Below are 18,652 nucleotides of genomic sequence, written 5' to 3' on the forward strand. Positions count from 1 at the left end.
ACCCTTAACAAGTCGGATGGAACGTAATGTAAGGCTCCGTGTCAACCAGCGGGCCAGTGAAGATATCCTGCTGACGTCCGAGGCCCACGGTGATGTCAGCCTTCGGCAGTGAACTCGAGACCGAATGTTTGACGCGACTGTTGATCCCAGTAATGACATAGTCCCAGTCAGACGTGGGTCCAGGGGTTCCGGCCGCCCGACTACCCACGACGGAGATCGGTTGGCCGATCCTATTCGCCGCGTTCTGGATCCTACGGATCTCCGATAGCGTCAGGTTGTCCAGACTCGCACCCGGGCCGACCTCCGGGCCAGGCTGATCGCTGTTATGTACAAGGACGGGCGTGTCCCCGGCGAGTACATAGTACGTGTGAAGGTTGGCGACGGTCAGATTGTGGGCAACTCGCGGTGCGGTGGTGTAGGTACGGGTTGCGAGCACCAGGACAACGCCACGCCCAGGGGAATAGAGCCGGTGGCCCACCTGAAGATCCTGAGCGTCAACCCAGGTCCGAGCTGTTTCGTCCCAGTAAGGGTGATGAGCAGTCGAGACCAGCGGGTCCGCTACGCGAGGAGCAACCTTCTCGCCCGGAGTTGCGAGTGTTAGTTCCGTGAACTGGGTGTCACCACGGCCGATTATCTTGGCCATGACCGGTTCTGTTGCCGTCCGGCCCGTGTTCGGGTCAGTCGCCATGACGGAATCGCCGGGTTTTACATCACCGATAGGCTTGGCACTTCCATCAGCCATCAGGACGGGTGTATCCGGCGGGAAGCTGTTGAACTCACATGCTGCAGCTGCCGCTTCTTCCGGCGCCAGCCCTTTCGCTACCCTCCGTGTCGCGATCGCCATGAGGAGCATTCCAACGGCTTCGCCACCTGTGTAAGCGTACTCACCGTTCTGGATTTGGTTGTAGATCTGGTTTCCGGTGTCAACTAGCGCGGCACCGGCCTTGATCGACATCGCGATCGGGTTTGCCGACGTGGCGACCGACTTGCAGGCGTCCCCGCTCCAGTCGATCACGCAGCCCTTGAGGTCACCGAGTGGCTGGAGCGCTCCCTTGACGGTCCCGACGATGCTGTCCTTGAAGCCATCCCAGAATCCGCGCTTCTTGGGCTTCGGGGGTGGCGGAGCAATTGGCCTGATCGGCTTGTAGCCCGGGGCGCTGTCGATCAGCCGATACAGAGCAGAATCCGAAACGTAGTTCGCCGTCGTCTCAGCTGCGTTCTTCATGGTGATCGTTCCGGCCGAGCCGCAGTCGTAGAGCGTGCCGCACTCCTCGGACTTGAGGCCGTTGGGGTCAGAGCGGTTGACCGGGTCGTCGTTGCCGTAGGCGTAGGCGTTCCATTGGAGTGGATCGCCTGCGTCCAGGATCGGGTCGGGGCTGAGGAAGCGGCCCGTGGTGGGCTGGTACTGCCGGGCGCCGAGGTTGGTGAAGCCGGTGGTGTCGTCCTTGAGGCCGTTGACGAAGCCCTTGTCGCCCGACCACGAGCTGGCCAGGGAGCCGGCTCCGCGGGGTGCGCCGAAGGGGTCGAAGGAGCGGCGGGACTCGTTCGTCGTCGTCGAGTCGATGGACAGGGCGTTGCTGCCGTGGCGGTCGGCGAATTGATAGGTGAGCTTGTCCGGGCCCTGGCGGACCAGGGTGACGCCTCCCGGGATGCTGTAGTAGCGAGTGCCGGTGCTGGTCTTGCTGTTGGTGTCGTAGGTGAGTTCGTCGCCGCCGCCGAGGTTGACGGTGGTCTTGCCAGGGTTGCGGCGCACGATCTGGTTGCCGTCGGCGTCGTAGACGTACGTCGTGGTCTGCCCGCCCTGAGTCAGCGAGGCGAGCTTGCCCTCGATGTCCCAGGCCAGTGTTGCGCCGTTCGCGGCGTCCGTCGCGTTCCAGGTGGAACTCGACCACTTCTCCTGCCAGTTCGGTGCGTAGACACTGAACTTGCCGTCGTCCTGGACGACCGCGAAGTAGCCGCTCCCAGCACCGGCCACGGTCTGCGAGGACCACAGCATGGTGCGCTGCGGGTCGTAGACCACGAAGTTGCCGTCGTCCTGCATGGTCGCCCAGGCGCCCGGGTGGTTCTGGGTGTTGGTGGACCAGATGGCCTGGCCGGTGCGCAGGGAGCTGAGCACCAGGTTGCCGTCGGCCTGCATCGCGAGCTGGACGCTGTTGGAGCGCACCGACTCGCCGGAGTTGAGGACCAAGCCGGCGCCCAGCGTCTTGTTACCGCCGGGGTTACTGATCTGCGTGGTGTTGCCGGCCGCGTCGTACTGGTCGGTGCCCTGGTTGTAGGAGCCGCCGGCGAACGTGGACTTGCCGGTGGCCAGCGCGTGCGGGCCTCCGGTTCCGCCGCCCGTGCCGGCCGCGGTGGTCGGCGCATTGCGGGTGCCAGGGGCCGGGAAGGTCTGGTCGACCGTCGCGTCCTTGGTCGGATCCCCCACCAGGCTGTGGTTGACCAGCTTGGTGCGGTTGCCGGCAGTGTCGTAGGTGTAGTCCTGCCAGTAGGCGGCACTGCCGCCGACGGTGGTCTTGGCCGGCGCGGTCGCCCCGCTGGTGGGCGTGGCATTGGCGCAGGCGCCCTGACCGCCGAGCGACGGGGTTGGCTGGTTGAGCTGCCCGGTGTCGCTCCACGCGGTGGTGAGGCGGCCCAGGTAGTCGTAGGTGAAGCACTGCAGGTCGGTGGCGGCCGGGGTGTTGTCGGGAATGGCCCGGATCGCGGTGACCTTGCCGGCCGGGTTGTAGGCGTAGGTCGTGTTCTGGACGGTGCCGGTGGTGGCGGTCTGCTTGTCGACGTATTGGGTCAGCAGGCGTCCGGTCGGCTCGTCGTAGGTGTTGGTCGCGACGATCTGGGTGCCCCACGGGTTCATGGTGGAGCGGATGTTGCGCCCGTAGGCGTCCCAGTCCGCTTGGCGGAGGTAGGTGATGCCCGCGCCGCCCATGTCGCTGAGGAGGCCGTTGGCCTCGTAGTTGTAGGTGATCGATTCCTGGGCGAGATCGCCTGCCGCGGCACGCCCCTCGTTGATGACCGAGCCGGTGACCGGGTTGTAGGCGGCGGAGTACTCGAAAGTCGCCTGCCCGGTCTTGCCGATCTCGCTGCCGGGGATGGAGACGGTGCTCTTGGTCGGCCGGTAGCCCACGTCGTACTCGGTGACCGCCTTGGTGTACGCGGTGCCGCCGGCACCGCCCGCATACCGGGTCGAGCTCGACGCCTGGCCCTTGAGAACGGTGTCGTAGGTGTAACCGGTGAGCTGGTTGCCCGGGCTCACCGTCCCGTTGTAGGTGCCGGTCTTGCGGCCGAGCAGGTCGTAGGTGATCGCCACGGTCTGGTTGCGCGCGTCCGTGGTGGTCGCGAGTCGGCCCGCGCTGTCGTAGGTGCGGGTGGAGACACCGGTGTCGGGGTCATCGGCTCGAACCTGCCGCCCGCGCTGGTCGTAGGCGTAGCTCCAGGTGTTGCCCGCGGCATCGACGCGGGTGGCGGCCTGGCCCGCCGGTGTGTAGGTGTAGGTGGTGACGTCCGCATCCGCCGGGTTCCCGGTCGCTGTCGGCGTCCGGTACTGCCACAGCTGTGCGGTACGACCGCGGGCGTCCGTGACGGTGCTGGTTGCGGTGGCCCCTGCCGGGGGCGTCACGTCGACGCGGTCGGCGCCCGGGTAGGACGTGGTCGTCGTGGTCTGGAGTGTGCCGAGCGCGATGAACTGGCTGCTGACGGGTCGGCCGACACCGTCGAACTGGACCGTCGTCTTGTTCGGGACCTTCGCGGCGTCGGGGATCCAGCGGTTGGTGTTCGGCTGGTTGGTGTCGTCGTAATAGCTGCTGTAGGTGGAGTTGACACGTCCCTGGGAGTCGTAGAACGTGTCCGTGACCATCCGGCCCTTGTAGGCAGAGATCGCCGGGGGACTCTGGGTCTGCACCACTCGGCCCAGGCCGTCAAGGATCTGGGTCGCCGCTCCGTACTTGTAGCCACCTGGCCAGAGGGAGTTGGTGGTGATCGTGGACGGCGCCGAAGTCCCGTTCACGGCGTAGTCGTAGGTGTAGTTGGCGCCCGCGGCCGTGTCGCGACCCGGTATCCAGACCGCCTTGAGGCGCCCGAGCGAGTCGTAGGCCTGGGTGAGCGTACGGGAGTTGAGGTCCGTTGTGGTGATGGGCAGCGAGCGTGCGGGGTTCAGCGTGACCGCGGTCTCGCGCCGGCCGCCCGCGTCGGGTGCGCCGGTCGGCGCCGGGGTGCCGGTGACCGTGCGGTTGGGCAGCTCGCCGGGGTTGGCTGAGCTGTACGCGGTGGTGACCACGGCGCCGTTGGGGTTGGCGCTGTCGCTGACGGTCGGGTCAGTGACGGTGGCGGTGCGGCCGTAGGCGTCGTAGGTGTTGGTGCCGACGGTCACGTAGGTGGGCGCGCCCGAGGCGTCGTAGTTGTCGAGTACCTGGGCGCCGGTGACCTCGCCCTTGGCACCCGCCGTACCGAAGGCCAGGCCGTCGTAGAGCGTGCGCTTGTCGGAGAGGGTGTTGGCCGCCGTCGGCGCCGCGCTGCAGGCGTTGCTGCCGGAGACGGTCAGGACCTCCGACACGAGGCCGGTCATCTGGGGGTTCGCACCTGTGGCGTACGAGGTCCGGGTGCATTCGTCCGGGGTGCCGTCGGCGGTGCTCAGAGCGGTGAGGACGCGATTGCCGTTCGACGGGTCGCTCGTGGTGACCGTCGAGACCGTGCGTGTGCCGGTCGTGGTCGCCGCCGTGCTGACGCCGGTGGTCTTGACGACGGCGTAGCGTGCGACCAGGTCGGGAAGTCCGGTCCGCGTGTGGGTGGCGGTGGTGTCCTTCGGACTCTCGTAGGTGTTCACCGCGTACGCGGCGGGCGAGGCGGCGTTCGCGTCGGCGTAGGTGTCGGTCTCCAGTACTCGGCCGGAGAGCCAGTCCGTGTCCGGTCGGCTTCCGCTCGTAGGCCCGGACACTGATGCCGGCCGCGGGTTGTTGTCCGCCTTGTAGTCGCCGTCCATGCCCTGGTAGTAGCTGGTGGACGTCTTGGACTGCGGACCGTCCTTGCCGGAGCCGGTTACCACGGTGACGCTCGCGTACCCGCGGAACTGGTCCCAGGTGCGGTAGTCGTTGTCGGTGAAGGCACCGTCGTTGCGGTGCCACGCCGCCGGACCGTAGGTGTAGGTGGTCGTCTTCGGCACCGAATCGCTGATGAGCCCGGCGTTCGGGTCGACGGTGACCGACTTGACCGGGTAGCGCAGGAACCAGTCGTCGACCGGCTTCTGTACGCCCGTGTCGAACCACTTGACGTTGTAGCAGCTCATGGCGTTGCTGTCGGGCGAGGCCGGCATCCGGCCCGACACCCGTGAGCACGAGTCCTGGGTGTAGTCCACCAGGATGGAGCCGCCGGTCTCGGTGGTGATGCCCACGAGCCGCGGACGGTTGTAGTGGGCACGTGCCGGGACCAGGCCGTCGACCCGGTTCGGCATCATCAGGCCGGCGAAGGTGACCTCGGGCAGCTCCTTCTCGGTCTGGCCGTTGAAGTTGTCCTCACCGAACCGCTTGACCGACTGGAGCCAGGCGACCGGCGCGTTCTCGGTCGGCTTCGTGGGATTCGTCGGGTCCTGCTGGGCCGCGTTGTTCGGGTCCTTGAAGACGTGCGTCAGGACGTAGCGGTCGACCTGCCGGTAGGTGCCGCCGGATCGGATCGAGGTGGTGATGGTGTTGAGCCACTTCGTCGACCAGAAGCTCGGCCCGTAGTTGGAGCAGCGGCCCTGGTCGAGGCACTGCTTGTCGAGCGGAGCGTCCGGCCAGTTCTCGGGGTGCGAGGTCCGTTGCGACGGGTCGCAGGTGGTCGACGTGCACCGCTCACCGGGCTCGAAGTCGATCCGGGATGCGGGCTGGTAGGTGCCGCCGGCGGTGAGCTGGTCGGACAGCAGCTGGCCGTAGCCGATCGAGGCGAGGGTGCCGGCACGCGTGTACGCGGTGTTCACTGCGGCGGCGGCGCCGTTCTGGCCGCCGCCGCGGGCGTACCAGTTGGTCTCGGGCGCGTAGGTGTAGGTGGTCAGGTTGCCGTGGACGTCGACGATGTAGTCGAGGTTCCAACGCCATGCCGTCTGGCACCACGAGCCCCTGCCCTTGGAACCGTCGTAGCACGGGTCGCCGGGGTTGGGTGAATAGACCGGCACCGTCCAGGCGGACTTACTCTCGGGCCCGACCTTGCTCGGCGTGCCGTCGGCGGCGGGAAGCTGGTTGAGGCCGAAGTAGTAGACCGTGCCAGAGGAGTCGGTGACCTTCAGGTAGGAGCCGTTCCAGGTGCCGTTGGCGGCACCGGTGAGGTACTCGACCTTCGTGCCGTCGTCGTTCTTCAGGCGCCAGGTGCACCTCGACTGCTCGTCGGCGGCGTTGCCCGCGACGCAGGAGGCGTCATGAGGGACGAGCTCTCCGGAGTGGCCTCCGAGCGACAGCGTCAGATTCGCGCCGCCCCAGCATTGGTCCGCCGAACCCGCGATGCCGGCCTTGTCGCACGACTTGTACGAGCGCTCGACGAAGCCGGAGCTCAGGTCCCAACCGTCGCCGATCCAGGAGGCCTGGGCATTGGTGGAGGCCGTCTTGCCGTCCACCGAAGCCGAGTCGTAGCCGAGGGCGAGCGACGGTACCGCCCCACCCAGGGTGGGCGGCGACTGGATCGGGTAGCTGTAGGCGAACGATCCCGAGGAGCTTCCGGCGGACCAGGCCTGGCTGGGCGAGAGGGACGTGGCGCTGAAGGTGCCGGTCCCGCTGGACGGCGTGCCGTCCAGGCCCAGGACGACCGGCGCCGCCACGCCCACGGGCCCGAGGTCGGACGACTTCGCCAGCGCTCGCTGGCGCGCGCTCGTCGACGATGCCGTGGCGGGAAGGTCCACATCGGCCAGCAGGCGATCGGTCTGTTCGTCGTAATGCGAAGGAACCGGTGTACGAGTGAGGCAGCCGGCGGCGTCCGGCGTGGTCAGCGCACACGCCGGGAGCGCGACCAGGTGCGCGCGGTTCTTGTAATCCCCGCCGAACCCCACTGCGCTCAGATCCAGGCCGATCCTGACCTTGGCCGCGTCGGCTTCGGTGGTCCGCGAGAGCGATACCAGTGGACCTTGAACGCCGGCGGCGTCAGCGACAGTCGATGAGGCCACTTGGACGTTCACGGGTGCGGAGCCCGCGTCAGCGCCGGCCGGAGCGGATTCACCGGACGTGGCAATCGGGGCCAGCCATACCGGCAGATCGCCGGCCCGCTGCGATGCCCCTGCAGCGGGTTCCTGAATCTCAGCCCCGTCCGCGCCCTTGCGGGTCGCCGTCGAGCCAGCGGCCGGAGGTGCTGCCAGTGTTGCCACTGCGCTGCCGTGCACCGATCCCGTCGGAGGCTTCGGCGGCACCCAGTCCGGTGAACCGGTCACCCGCGGGGTCGCTTTGGGCGCGTCGTGCCTGCCGGGCACCGATGCCGTCTTGGGCAGCGGCGTGTTCGGCGGTGACCAGATCTTGTCCTTGCCACTGTCCGCCAGCGGTGCGGCAAGTGCCGGCGCCACCGGCGACAGCAGCGCTCCCAGAAGTGCCAGCGAACTGACGAGTGCTACTCGGGACTTCCCCCACGTCGGAGGCGGGTCCACCCGCCCAACCGATCGTCGTAAACGAGCATGAAGAACCAAAGTGACTGCCCCCCAGCAGAATTGGCCGCACCGCGACACGGCGCGGACGAACGACTGGGGCGGAGGGTAGCGTGCAAACCAGCGGGCGGTCGAGCGGATTGTCGACATAGGCCCACAGTGACGGATCTCACACGTTGGGTAAACGGGGAGCCCCGATGGCAAATCGGACATCCAGCCAGTGAAAGGTGGTTGACGAAGCCTTTGCCCCTGCGACAGCTTGCCTTCTGGCCCTGCCGACGTTTACGGGCAGGTTGCTCGCACGCATCGACACGTGCATCTCTCGTGGGGGGACTACACCATGTCTACCGCTCCGCCCGGAGCTTCCTCCGGCATGCGCCGAAACAGGTATCCGTCACGGCGCTCGTCAGCCGCCGCGATCGGTCTGGCTCTCGCGCTGGCCTCGGTCGGGCCGATCGCGCCCAGCGCCTTCGCCGACACCGCGCCACCTTCGACATCCGCTGCCTCGTCCGGCCTCCCGGCAGGCCTGTCCGGCGCGATCACCGCCGGCGACGCCAAGTTCGCAGGCGAGAAGCCCGTCCTGTCCGGCGACAAGGCGATCGCCGAGGCGAAGAAAACCGGAAAGTCCGTCCCGGTTCCGGAGTTGACCGACGAGTCGAGCGAGACCGTCGCCACTCCGGACGGCCACTTCTCCCGGACCATGCACACCGACCCGCAGCGCGTGAAGCAGAACGGGGCGTGGACCGCTCTCGACGGCACACTGATCCCGGACGGCTCGGGCGGCTACCGGCCCAAGGCCGCCGTCTCCGGCGTGCGCCTGTCCGGTGGAGGTGCCGGGCCGCTGGCCACCCTGACCAGCCCGGACGGCGAGTCGCTGAGCATGGATTCCCCGTTCCCGCTCACGAGGCCGGTCCTCGACCCGGGCGGCCAGGCGCTGATCTATCCGGAGGTCGCGCCCGGCGTCGACCTCAAGGTGACCACGTCCAAGCTCGGCAGCCTCAGCACGGTCCTGATCGTCAAGACCGCCGAGGCAGCGAAGAACCCGGCACTGAAGAAGGTCCGCTTCCCCACCACCGCCAAGGGCGTCACGGTCAAGGCCGACGCCGACAACAACCTCACCGCCACCACCACGGACGGGAAGGTCCGCTGGCACGCCTCCGCTCCGCAGATGTGGGACAGCTCCACCGGAACCCCGGCGGCAACCGCACCCGCGAAGCGGGACGCCGCCGGTGCCTCCGATGACGTGACACCAGGCGGGTCCGACCGGACCAGCACCGCCGAAAGCCCCGGCCCCGGCGCCAAGATCGCTACCATGGTCACCACAGCCACCCCTGACGCGGTCGAGCTGACCACCGACGAGACCATCCTCGGCAAGGGCCAGGGTCCCTGGTTCATCGACCCGGGCTGGCTCTACGACAGCCGCTCGGCCAATGCGTGGACCTGGACCCAATCCGCCTATCCGACCACGGCCAACATCGGGAGGACCGTAGCCAACACCAACGACCCGTACGCCATTCCCGGCGTCGGATACCAGGGCTACCGGACCACCAAGGGCGTCGAACGCTCCTACTTCCAGTTCGACACCCGCTGGTACAACGACATCGTCATCAACAACGCGACCTTGTCGGTGTGGGAAACCCAGTCCTCCGACTACTCCTGCACCACCCCGTACGACGTCGACCTCTACCTCACCAACCCGATCGACAACAGCACGACCTGGAACAACTCCCCCGGCATCATCGGAGGCCTGGTCGGCTCGAAGCCCGTACCCGGCGCAAACCACGACGGATGCTCCGTCAACAGGCAGTTCGACTACGACGTCACGTCCGTGTACCAGAACTACGCGCCCACGCGGGACAGTCTCGCCTTCGGTCTCTTCGCCCACGACGAAACGAATAAGATGGCGTTCAAGCGCCTCGACTACAATCCGGTCGTCGTCGTGAAGTACGACCGCGTCCCCAACACCCCGAGCAACCCCTACGCCTCCCCAGCCCCCACCACGAAGGTCCCGGAAACGACCAACCAGGGCTGCGACGGCAACTCCATCGGCTGGATGAACTCCTCCGCCGGCTTCAACGGCACCGTCACCCTCAACGCCACTGTCAGCAGCCGCGCGCAGGACTCGCTGTACTCCTGGACCCACATCTGGGACTACGCCGACCTCAGCGCCGACGCCGACTCGGGCCTTTCTGCCTTGACGCCCAACAATGGCGTGGCTGTCTTCCAGGTCAAGCCGGGTGTCATCAAGGACGGCCACGTCTACGGCTGGGGCGCCATGGCCACCGACGGGTTTGTCAGCATGTCGGCTTCCACCCCCGTCTGCCGGTTCGGCGTCGACCTGACCCCGCCGACCCTCTCGGTCCCGGACATCTACTCCCAGCTCTCCGACGCCGACCTGGCCACCAGGTACCCGCCGTCCGGCAACGGCCAGGTCACCAAGAAGCGCGTGGGGGAGACCGGCCTCGTCCCGTTCACCGCCTCCGACTCGACTCCGGCCGGCGGCGGCAACGCCTCCGGTGTGGCCTGCGCCCGCTGGTCCTGGGACCCGCAGTTCTCCGGCGCCGGCTGGGCCTGCGGCTCGCAGATGCCGCAGGGCGCCATCCCTGTCACGCCCGGCCGTTGGGGGACCAACATCCTCTACATCCAGGTGATGGACAACGCCCGCAACATCTCGCCCGTCGCCCAGTACGCGTTCTACGTGCCGTGGAACCCGGACGGCCCGCCACCGGTGTTCGGTGACGTCACCGGCGACGGCGCGCCCGACATCCTGCTGCCCGACCAGGCCGGCTATCTGCGTACGTACAACGCCCCGGGCAACCCGAACGTCAAGAACCCGTCCGTCACCACCGTCGCCTCCCCCGCAAACGCGCCCGGCGGGCAGGGCTGGAACAACATCCAGCTCGCTCACCGTGGCACTCTGACCGGCGGCAACAACATCGACGACGTCATCGCGCACGCGCCCGGCGATCCCGAGCTCAACCTCTACCCCAACCCCGGGAACACCGGCGCCTACGGCCGAATCGATGGGAGGAAGACACTCGCCAAGCCCGCGTGTGTCCAGACCACCACCGAGAACTGCTCCTGGCTCACGACTTCCGGTTACAACGCCAAGGACTGGTCCAACACGCTCCGGGTCGCCGCGCTCGGCGACCCGGTGAACAGCAACCTCGACCCCAAACTGGGCTTCAAGAACAAGACCGGCCTGCTCACCGTCGAGAGCTTCAACAACGGCACCGACGCAGCCCTCTGGTACTACCCGGCCACCGACACCAACACCCTTGGCAAGCCCGTCCAGCTGGCCGCGTCCGGCTGGAAGGACAAGGAGCTCATCACGCCTGGTGACTGGGCCAAGCAGGGCCACCCGGGCCTTTGGAGCCGCAACCTCGCGCCTTCCGCCGACGCGGCTCAGGGAGACCTGCTCGCCTACACCTTCACCACCGGCACCGTGGTCGGCACCACCAACCAGGGCCAGCCGATCGTGGACAAGAACGGCCAGATCCTGATGGTGCCAACGCTGACTCAGGTCACCACCACCACCAAGATCGGCAACATCCCGATAGACGGCTGGCCGGCTACGGGCTCCGACGGCGACCTCACCGGCAACGGCAACGCGAGCCTGTGGGGCAGGAAACCGGATGGCACGATCAGCATCTGGTGGGGCCAGCCCACCGCCGCCAACAACCCGACCGCCGGTTACACCTGGCAGGCCGGCCCCAACACGATCGCCAACACCGCAGTGAACCCGCTCTGGTGGGCACTCGACGGCCGGAGCAGCGGCGACACCGGGGACAACAACCCGCTCTACCAGAACAGCGTCGCCGACAGCACCTACCCGAAGAAGGCGATGCTCACCACCGACCACACCGGCGCCCCCAACAAGGCGACCGTCATGGACGGAGCCACGACCTACCGCTCTACCAACACCGTCGGCTCGACCGCCACCACCCCAGGCCTCGACACCACGCAGAGCTACAGCGTCGCGGCCTGGGTGAAGCTCAACAGCACCACCAACTACCAGACCGTGGTGTCGCTCACCGGTCAGGAGCGCAGCCCGTTCTATCTCCAGTACTCGGGCGCGTTCGGCAACTGGGCGTTCGTCCTGCCGGGCGACGACCATTACAACACCAACGTCTACTACTCCGCGGTGGACCAGACCGGCCGGACCAAGGCCCAGGCCGGCGTCTGGACCCACCTGGTCGGCACCTACAACGCCGACACGGGCGCCGCCACGCTGTTCGTCAACGGCCGCGCGGTCGGTTCCACCAAGGTGTCGACCGTCTGGAAGACCAACGGCAGCCTGAACGTCGGCAATGACGTCGCCAACCTGTACCCCCCGGGCACCGCGCTGAACGGCGCGATCAGCGACGTCCGGGTCTACCCGTACGCGCTGACCGACCCGCAGGTCAATACGGTCGCCACCACGGATTCGCTGGTCCAGATCCACAGCGCGATCAATCCCGGCAAGTGCGTCGACAACTGGGGCGGCAACGCGGGCGCCCTCGCGGCGATCTACGACTGCTGGAACGGCGACAGCCAGCACCTCCTGCTGACCAGCGACAACAAGATCAAGAACCCGGTCACGGGCACCTGCCTGGGCACGGCGAGCACGCCCGCCGTCAACGGGACGCAGATCGCCGCCCAGCCCTGTGGTGACCCGGCCGCCCAGACATGGATCCGCCAGTACGACGGCTCGATCTACAACCCGGCGTCCGGACGCTGCATCGACGTACACGGCTGGGACACCACCAACGGCAGCGCGCTCGACATATGGGACTGCGTCGGCAGCGCCAACCAGCGCTGGACCTACGAGGCCCAGACGAAGTAGCCACAGATCCACCAGCACCGCTTCGGCCTCTCTCCGAGCCCCGCTCGGGGAGAGGCCGGTTGTTGTCTCCCCGCCGTATGCCTCCTACTGGAAGGCGACGGCTGTGCCCTGGGTGGCGGGGGGCGCGGGGGGTGTGGTGCTGCCGGCGGTGGTGCCGAGGGTGTGTTCGACCTTGGCTACGACAGTGCGGTACTGCATGGAGGCGAGTTGGGAGGACGAGCCCTCGCGCTGGAAGAAGCCGAAGACCATGGCGACGGTGCCGAAGCGTTCGATGCCGATGCAGGCGTTGAGTTGGACGCCGGCCAGGGTGCCGTCGAGGCGGACGGCGGGGGCGTCGGGGCGGTCGCCGAGGGTGATGGGGGTGACGTCGAAGGTCACGGAGTCGCCGGTGTCCGCGGTGAAGGTGATCCGGTGGCAGGTCTTGAGCGCGTCGGTGGCGGTGTTGAAGTCGGTGGTGAGCTTGCCGGGGTCCTCGGCGGTGAGGTTCTCGGTCACCACCGGGTTGCCGTCCTGGCCGTCGAGTTCGACCTCGGCGTGCGGGGTGGCGGGCGTCGGGGAGGCGTTGGCGTGCTGGTTGATGAGCGCGCTGAGGGCGTCGCAGCCGCTGACCGGGGCGGGGTTCTCGCCGGGGCTTGGGCTGGGGCTGCCGGCGGGGGCCTCGGTGTAGCCGGGGCCGAGGTCGTTGACGGTGAGCAGCGCCGCCTTGAGCTGGTCGGCGGAGGGCAGGTCCTGTGCCGGTGCGGCAGTGGCGGCGAGGCCTGCGGTGCCTAAGGTGACCGCTACGGCGACGGCCGCGGCGGTGAGGGCGTGGAGAGGCCTCGGGAGGGACATGCTGGCCCCCGGTCGAAAGGTCGGGCAGGGACAGGTGACCAGTGTCCCACCGGGGTCCGGCCGGGGCGCGGGGAAGGGGAAAGGTGCAGGTCAGTACTCTGGGAGGGCAGAGAGTGTCTCGGTGAGCCACTCCACCCAGAACGTCTCCAGGCCGATGCCCGCCCGCAGCACGGCATGCTGGAGCCGGTTCTCGTCGGCCGCCCGCCCGGGCGGGAAGTCACGCCGCTCGATCTCCAGGTAGTCGTCCAACTTCGCACGGTGAAGCGCGAGATGGCGTTGCAGCTCGGTGTCCAGGCCCGCCGTGCCGACGACCGCGGCGGCGCGCAGCCGCAGCAGCAGGGGTTCGCGGACGGCCCGCGGGTCGGCGCCCTCGGCCGTCCAGCGCTCCAGTTCGGCGCGGCCGGCGGGCAGCACCTCGTACTCCTTCTTCTGGCCGCGGGCCGGGCCGGCCTGCGGGAGGGCCCGGATGTGTCCGGAGGCCTCCAGCCGGCCCAGCTCGCGGTAGATCTGCTGGTGCGTGGCGGACCAGAAGAAGCCGATCGACCTGTCGAACCGCCGGGTCAGCTCCAGCCCCGAGGAGGGCTTCTCCAGCAGGGCGGTGAGGATGGCGTGGGGCAGCGACATACCGTCGATCCTAGACAGCGGGAGGCAGGTCAGAGCGCCGCGGCGAGTTCCGTGCCCTGCTTGATGGCCCGCTTGGCGTCGAGTTCGGCGGCCACGTCGGCGCCACCGATCAGGTGCGGGGTGAGGCCGAGGGCGCGCAGGTCGGTGTCGAGGTCGCGGCGCGGTTCCTGGCCGGTGCAGAGCACGACGGTGTCGACGGGCAGCAGTTGGCGTTCGCCGTCGACGGTGATGTGCAGGCCGGCGTCGTCGATGAGGTCGTACGTCACGCCGGCGACCATGGTGACGCCGCGGTGCTTGAGCTCGGTGCGGTGGATCCAGCCGGTGGTCTTGCCGAGCGCGGCGCCGACCTTTGTGGTCTTGCGCTGGAGCAGGTGGACCTGGCGCGGGGGCTTGGGCGGCTCGGGGCGGCGCAGGCCGCCGCGCTCGCGGTACTCCGGGTCGATGCCCCACTTGGCCTGGAAGACGGGCGGGTTGAGGCTGGCGGCGTCGCCCTGGTCGGTGAGGAACTCGGCGACGTCGAAGCCGATGCCGCCCGCACCGAGGATGGCGACGCGCTCGCCGACGGGCGCGCCGTCGCGCAGCACGTCGAGGTAGCCGAGCACGCTGGGGTGGTCAACGCCGGGGATGTCGGCGGGAGTTCGCGGGCTGACACCGGTGGCGAGGACGAGCTCGTCGAAGCCCTCGGCGGCCAGCTGCTCGGCGGTCACGACGGCGCCGAGGCGCTGGGTGACGGCCAACTCGGCGAGCCGGGTGCGGTAGTAGCGCAGCGTCTCGTCGAACTCCTCCTTGCCGGGGATGCGTCGCGCGATGTTCAGCTGCCCGCCGATGGTCTCTGCAGCGTCGAAGAGCGTGACGTCGTGGCCGCGTTCGGCGGCGGAGACGGCGAAAGCCAGCCCGGCCGGTCCGGCGCCGACGACGCCGACGCGCTTGCGCAACTGCGTGGGCGAGAGCACGAGTTCGGTCTCGTGACAGGCGCGCGGGTTGACCAGGCAGGAGGTGATCAGTCCGCTGAAGGTGTGGTCCAGGCAGGCCTGGTTGCAGCCGATGCAGGTGTTGATGGACGCGGCGCGGTCGTCCTGCGCCTTGGCGACGAAGTCGGCGTCGGCGAGCAGCGGGCGGGCCAGCGAGACCAGGTCGGCGTAGCCGTCGGCGAGCAACTTCTCGGCGATTTCCGGGGTGTTGATGCGGTTGGTGGTGACGAGCGGGATGCCGACCGAGCCCATCACCTTCTTGGTGACCCAGGCGAAGCCGCCGCGCGGCACCGAGGTGGCGATGGTGGGGATGCGGGCCTCGTGCCAGCCGATGCCGGTGTTGATGACGGTCGCGCCGGCCGCCTCGACGGCCTGGGCGAGCCGCACGACCTCGTCGAGGGTGGAGCCGCCGGGCACGAGGTCGAGCATGGAGAGGCGGTAGACGATGATGAAGTCCTCGCCGACGCGCTCGCGGACCCGGCGGACGATCTCGACCGGGAAGCGCATCCGCTGCTCGTACGGCCCGCCCCACTCGTCCTCGCGGTGGTTGGTGGCCGCGGCGATGAACTCGTTGATCAGGTAACCCTCGGAGCCCATGATCTCGACGCCGTCGTAGCCGGCGCGCCGGGCGAGGGCGGCGCAGCGGGCGAAGTCCTCGATGGTCTGCTCGACCTGCTCGGTGGTGAGGGCGTTCGGCACGAACGGGCTGATCGGCGCCTGGAGGGCGCTGGGGGCGACCAGGTCGCGGTGGTAGGCGTAGCGGCCGAAGTGCAGGATCTGCAGGGCGATCTTCCCGCCGGCGGCGTGCACGGCGTCGGTGACCACGCGGTGCCGGTCGGCCTCGGCCTCGGTGGTGAGCATCGCGCCGCCCTCCCAGGGGCGCCCGGCCTCGTTGGGGGCGATGCCGCCGGTGACGATCAGGCCGACGCCGCCGCGGGCGCGCTCGGCGTAGAAGGCGGCCATGCGGTCGAAGCCGCCGGGGGCCTCCTCCAGGCCGACGTGCATCGAGCCCATGATCACGCGGTTGGGGAGCGTGGTGAAGCCGAGGTCGAGCGGGCTGAGCAGGCGGGGGTAGGGGCTGCCGGGCATGGCGCTCATCGACGTCTCCTGGGGGCGGCGGGGCTCTTGGTTACCGCAGGGTAGGGGACGGGGAGGCGGCTATGCAACTAGTTGCATAAAGGCTCGGCCGGCTCGGCCGCGCCCGCTCGACCGAAAGCGTTCCGGCCGCCCGCCCGGTCGGCGTATCGTCCTAGCGACATCATCGTTGCGGGCGACGTCGTTCCTGGCGACGTCGTTGCACAGGGCAGTACATGGGGAGGGGACAGACGTGCGGGGTGGCTCGATCGCCGTGGTCGGCGGCAGTATCGCCGGAAGCGCCTTCGCCCGGGCCGCCGCCCGGCAGGGCGCCGAGCGGGTCGTGGTGCTGGAACGCAGCCCGGGCCGGCTGGAGGACCGCGGCGTCGGCATCTGCATCCACGACGACCGCTTCGCCGAACTCGTCGACGGCGGGCACCTCGACGCGGGCGTCCGTCGCCACCGCCTCACCGTGCGCCGTTGGGCCACCCGGGATACGTCGGGCGGCGGCGATCCGCGCGGACGGCTGCTCTGGGCCCAGCCGATGCCCTTCCACTCCTTCCACTGGGGCGTGCTCTGGCAGGCGCTGCGCGAAGGGATGCCCGGGAACGTCGAGTACCGCCTCGGCACGACGGTCACCGCCGTCGGCACGGACGGAAGCGGCGGCGGAGACGGGAACGGCGCCTGGGTGGCCGACGCAAGCGGCAAGCGCGAACCGTACGACCTGGTGATCGGCGCGGACGGCTACCGCTCGGTGGTCCGCGAGGCGCTCTGCCCGGAGGCCCGGCCCGAGTACGCGGGGTACGTGTGCTGGCGCGGCAGCTTCGACGCCGCGCGGCTGGCCGAACTGCCCGGCGGGGCCGAGGCGTGGCCGGAGGACGAGTGCGCCACCGTCTGCTACCCGGGCGGCCAGGTCGTGCTCTACCGCATCCCGGGCGTCAACCCCGGCAGCACGCAGGTGAATTGGGTCTTCTACGCGCCCACGCCCGCCTGGCTGCGCCTCGACGGCCCGACCAGCATCCCCGCGGGGGCGCTCGACGACGGCCGGGCGGACGAACTCGCGGACCTCGCCGAGCGCGAACTGCCGCCCTACTGGGCCGCCCTGGTCGCCCTGACCCCGCCCGAGCGGACCTTCCTCCAGCCCATCTACGACCTGGCGACCCCGCGCCGTACGGCCGGCCGCCTACTCCTCGCCGGGGACGCGGCCACCGTCGTGCGCCCACACAACACCAGCGGCGCGGTGAAGGCGCTCCAGGACGCGCACGCCTTCGAGGAGGCCTGGCGCGCCGGGCACTCGTGGGCGGGCGCGCTCGCCGCCTACGACCGCGAACGCAGCTTGGCAGGGCGGGAGTTGGTGGACCTGGGCCGACGGCTCGGCCGGGCGCAGGTCGGCGCCGCGCCGGACTGGTCGACGATGGACGAGCCCGGGATGGTCGCCTGGTGGCACCAACAGCTCACCGGCAGCGGGGGTTTCGGCGGCAGCCCGCTCGGTGCGCGGTCGACCGTACGGCCGGACGTATGGCCGGACACGGCCAGGCGCACAGCCGAGCACACGGACGCCGAAACCCCGTAGCGATTCCTCGACCGATCAGACGTTGACGCCGTAGTCGGTCGCGATGCCGCGCAGGCCGGAGGCGTAACCCTGGCCTATGGCACGGAACTTCCACTCGACGCCGTTGCGGTACAGCTCGCCGAAGACCATCGCGGTCTCGGTGGAGGCGTCCTCGGAGAGGTCGTAGCGGGCGATCTCCTGCCCGTTGGCCTGGTTGACGATCCGGATGAACGCGTTGCGGACCTGGCCGAAGTTCTGCATCCGGGCGTCGGCGTCGTAGATCGACACCGGGAAGACCACCTTGGCGACGTCGGCCGGCACCCGGGACAGGTCGACCTTGATCTGCTCGTCGTCGCCGTCGCCGCCACCGGTCAGGTTGTCGCCGCTGTGCTCGACCGAACCCTCGGGGCTGCGCAGGTTGTTGAAGAACACGAAGTGCTGGTCCGAGACCACCTTGCCGAGCGCGTTGCAGAGCAGCGCACTGGCGTCCAGGTCGTAGTCGGCCCCGGTGGTGGTGCGCACGTCCCAGCCGAGCCCCACGATCACGGCGCTCAGACCGGGCGCCTCCTTGCTCAGCGAGACGTTGCCGCCCTTGGCCAGCGAAACTCCCACAATGCCCTCCTCGGATCTCTCCCTGCCGACGCAATCTACAACACTGTAGAGATCGCGAGAATCCACCTGCGGGCGGGCCCTGCCCCGGGGATTTCTCAGGGTGCCCAGCCCTCCGACGACCGCATTCCCGCACATTCCCGCGCATTCCCGCAGGCGCGCCGGGGCCGTGCCGCCGACCTAGACTGGCCGTGCGGGCGGGCCCGATTCGTCCCCGGGCGCCCCCCGCACGGGAGGTCCCCATGCGCCAGCGGTACAGCTTCCACCTCGACCGGGCCGGCCACTCGGTCACCGTCAACGTCCGCTCCGGCTGGATCACCGAGACCGAGCTGCTGGTGGACGGCAAGGAGTGCGCCTTCCACCGCGTGCACGGGCACGGCGTCTACCCGCTGACGCTGGCCGCACAGCTCGCCGTGGAGCCGCCGCTGCCGCTCGCGGTGCGGCTGGAGCGCACGGGAGCGGCGGAGCACCCGCTCGCGTGCGTGCTGGAGGTGGACGGGGCTGAGCTGGCGATGCCGGAGCACGCGGCGCGCTGAGGTTCACCGACTGGACGGTTTGCCCGTAAATACTCCGAAACCGTA

The 18,652-nt window shown here is 69.1% G+C and carries 8 protein-coding genes; 3 read left to right on the forward strand and 5 right to left on the reverse strand.

Going from position 1 to position 18,652, the window contains the following annotated elements; translation table 11 throughout:
* Positions 1-4: 4 nt before the first annotated feature.
* Entirely contained in the window at positions 5-7,735 is a 7,731-nt protein-coding gene (locus KV557_RS09590) for a polymorphic toxin-type HINT domain-containing protein (protein ID WP_218199342.1), read from the reverse strand.
* Positions 7,736-7,958: 223 nt separating this feature from the next.
* On the opposite strand from KV557_RS09590, the gene KV557_RS09595 reads away from it, so the two are divergent.
* Positions 7,959-12,410 (forward strand): LamG-like jellyroll fold domain-containing protein, encoded by a 4,452-nt coding sequence (locus KV557_RS09595; protein ID WP_218199343.1) that lies wholly within the window; start codon positions 7,959-7,961, stop codon positions 12,408-12,410.
* An 84-nt stretch (positions 12,411-12,494) separates the two neighbouring features.
* On the opposite strand, the gene KV557_RS09600 is transcribed toward KV557_RS09595, so the two are convergent.
* The 3 genes from KV557_RS09600 to KV557_RS09610 all read right to left on the reverse strand — a co-directional run bounded on the left by KV557_RS09600 (position 12,495) and on the right by KV557_RS09610 (position 15,925).
* Positions 12,495-13,241, reverse strand: coding sequence for a hypothetical protein (locus KV557_RS09600; RefSeq protein WP_218199344.1), 747 nt, complete (start codon positions 13,239-13,241; stop codon positions 12,495-12,497).
* Positions 13,242-13,331: 90 nt separating this feature from the next.
* Positions 13,332-13,865 (reverse strand): PadR family transcriptional regulator, encoded by a 534-nt coding sequence (locus KV557_RS09605; RefSeq protein WP_218199345.1) that lies wholly within the window; start codon positions 13,863-13,865, stop codon positions 13,332-13,334.
* Positions 13,866-13,894: 29 nt separating this feature from the next.
* Positions 13,895-15,925 carry an NADPH-dependent 2,4-dienoyl-CoA reductase gene (locus KV557_RS09610; protein WP_218199400.1) on the reverse strand — a complete coding sequence of 677 codons (2,031 nt, stop codon included), beginning with the start codon at positions 15,923-15,925 and terminating at the stop codon, positions 13,895-13,897.
* A 238-nt stretch (positions 15,926-16,163) separates the two neighbouring features.
* Here KV557_RS09610 and KV557_RS42425 point away from each other — a divergent pair, with 238 nt between their 5' ends.
* Positions 16,164-17,483 (forward strand): FAD-dependent monooxygenase, encoded by a 1,320-nt coding sequence (locus KV557_RS42425; protein WP_308129825.1) that lies wholly within the window; start codon positions 16,164-16,166, stop codon positions 17,481-17,483.
* Between the two features lie 15 nt (positions 17,484-17,498).
* On the opposite strand, the gene KV557_RS09620 is transcribed toward KV557_RS42425, so the two are convergent.
* Positions 17,499-18,074, reverse strand: coding sequence for a TerD family protein (locus tag KV557_RS09620; RefSeq protein ID WP_218199347.1), 576 nt, complete (start codon positions 18,072-18,074; stop codon positions 17,499-17,501).
* A gap of 239 nt (positions 18,075-18,313) precedes the next feature.
* Between KV557_RS09620 and KV557_RS09625 the strand changes: the two genes are divergently transcribed.
* Positions 18,314-18,607: a hypothetical protein gene (locus tag KV557_RS09625; protein ID WP_218199348.1), complete on the forward strand. Its 294-nt coding sequence runs from the start codon at positions 18,314-18,316 to the stop codon at positions 18,605-18,607.
* The last annotated feature ends 45 nt before the right edge of the window (positions 18,608-18,652 follow it).

The sequence above is a fragment of the Kitasatospora aureofaciens genome (assembly GCF_019192735.1).
Lineage (GTDB): Bacteria > Actinomycetota > Actinomycetes > Streptomycetales > Streptomycetaceae > Kitasatospora > Kitasatospora aureofaciens_A.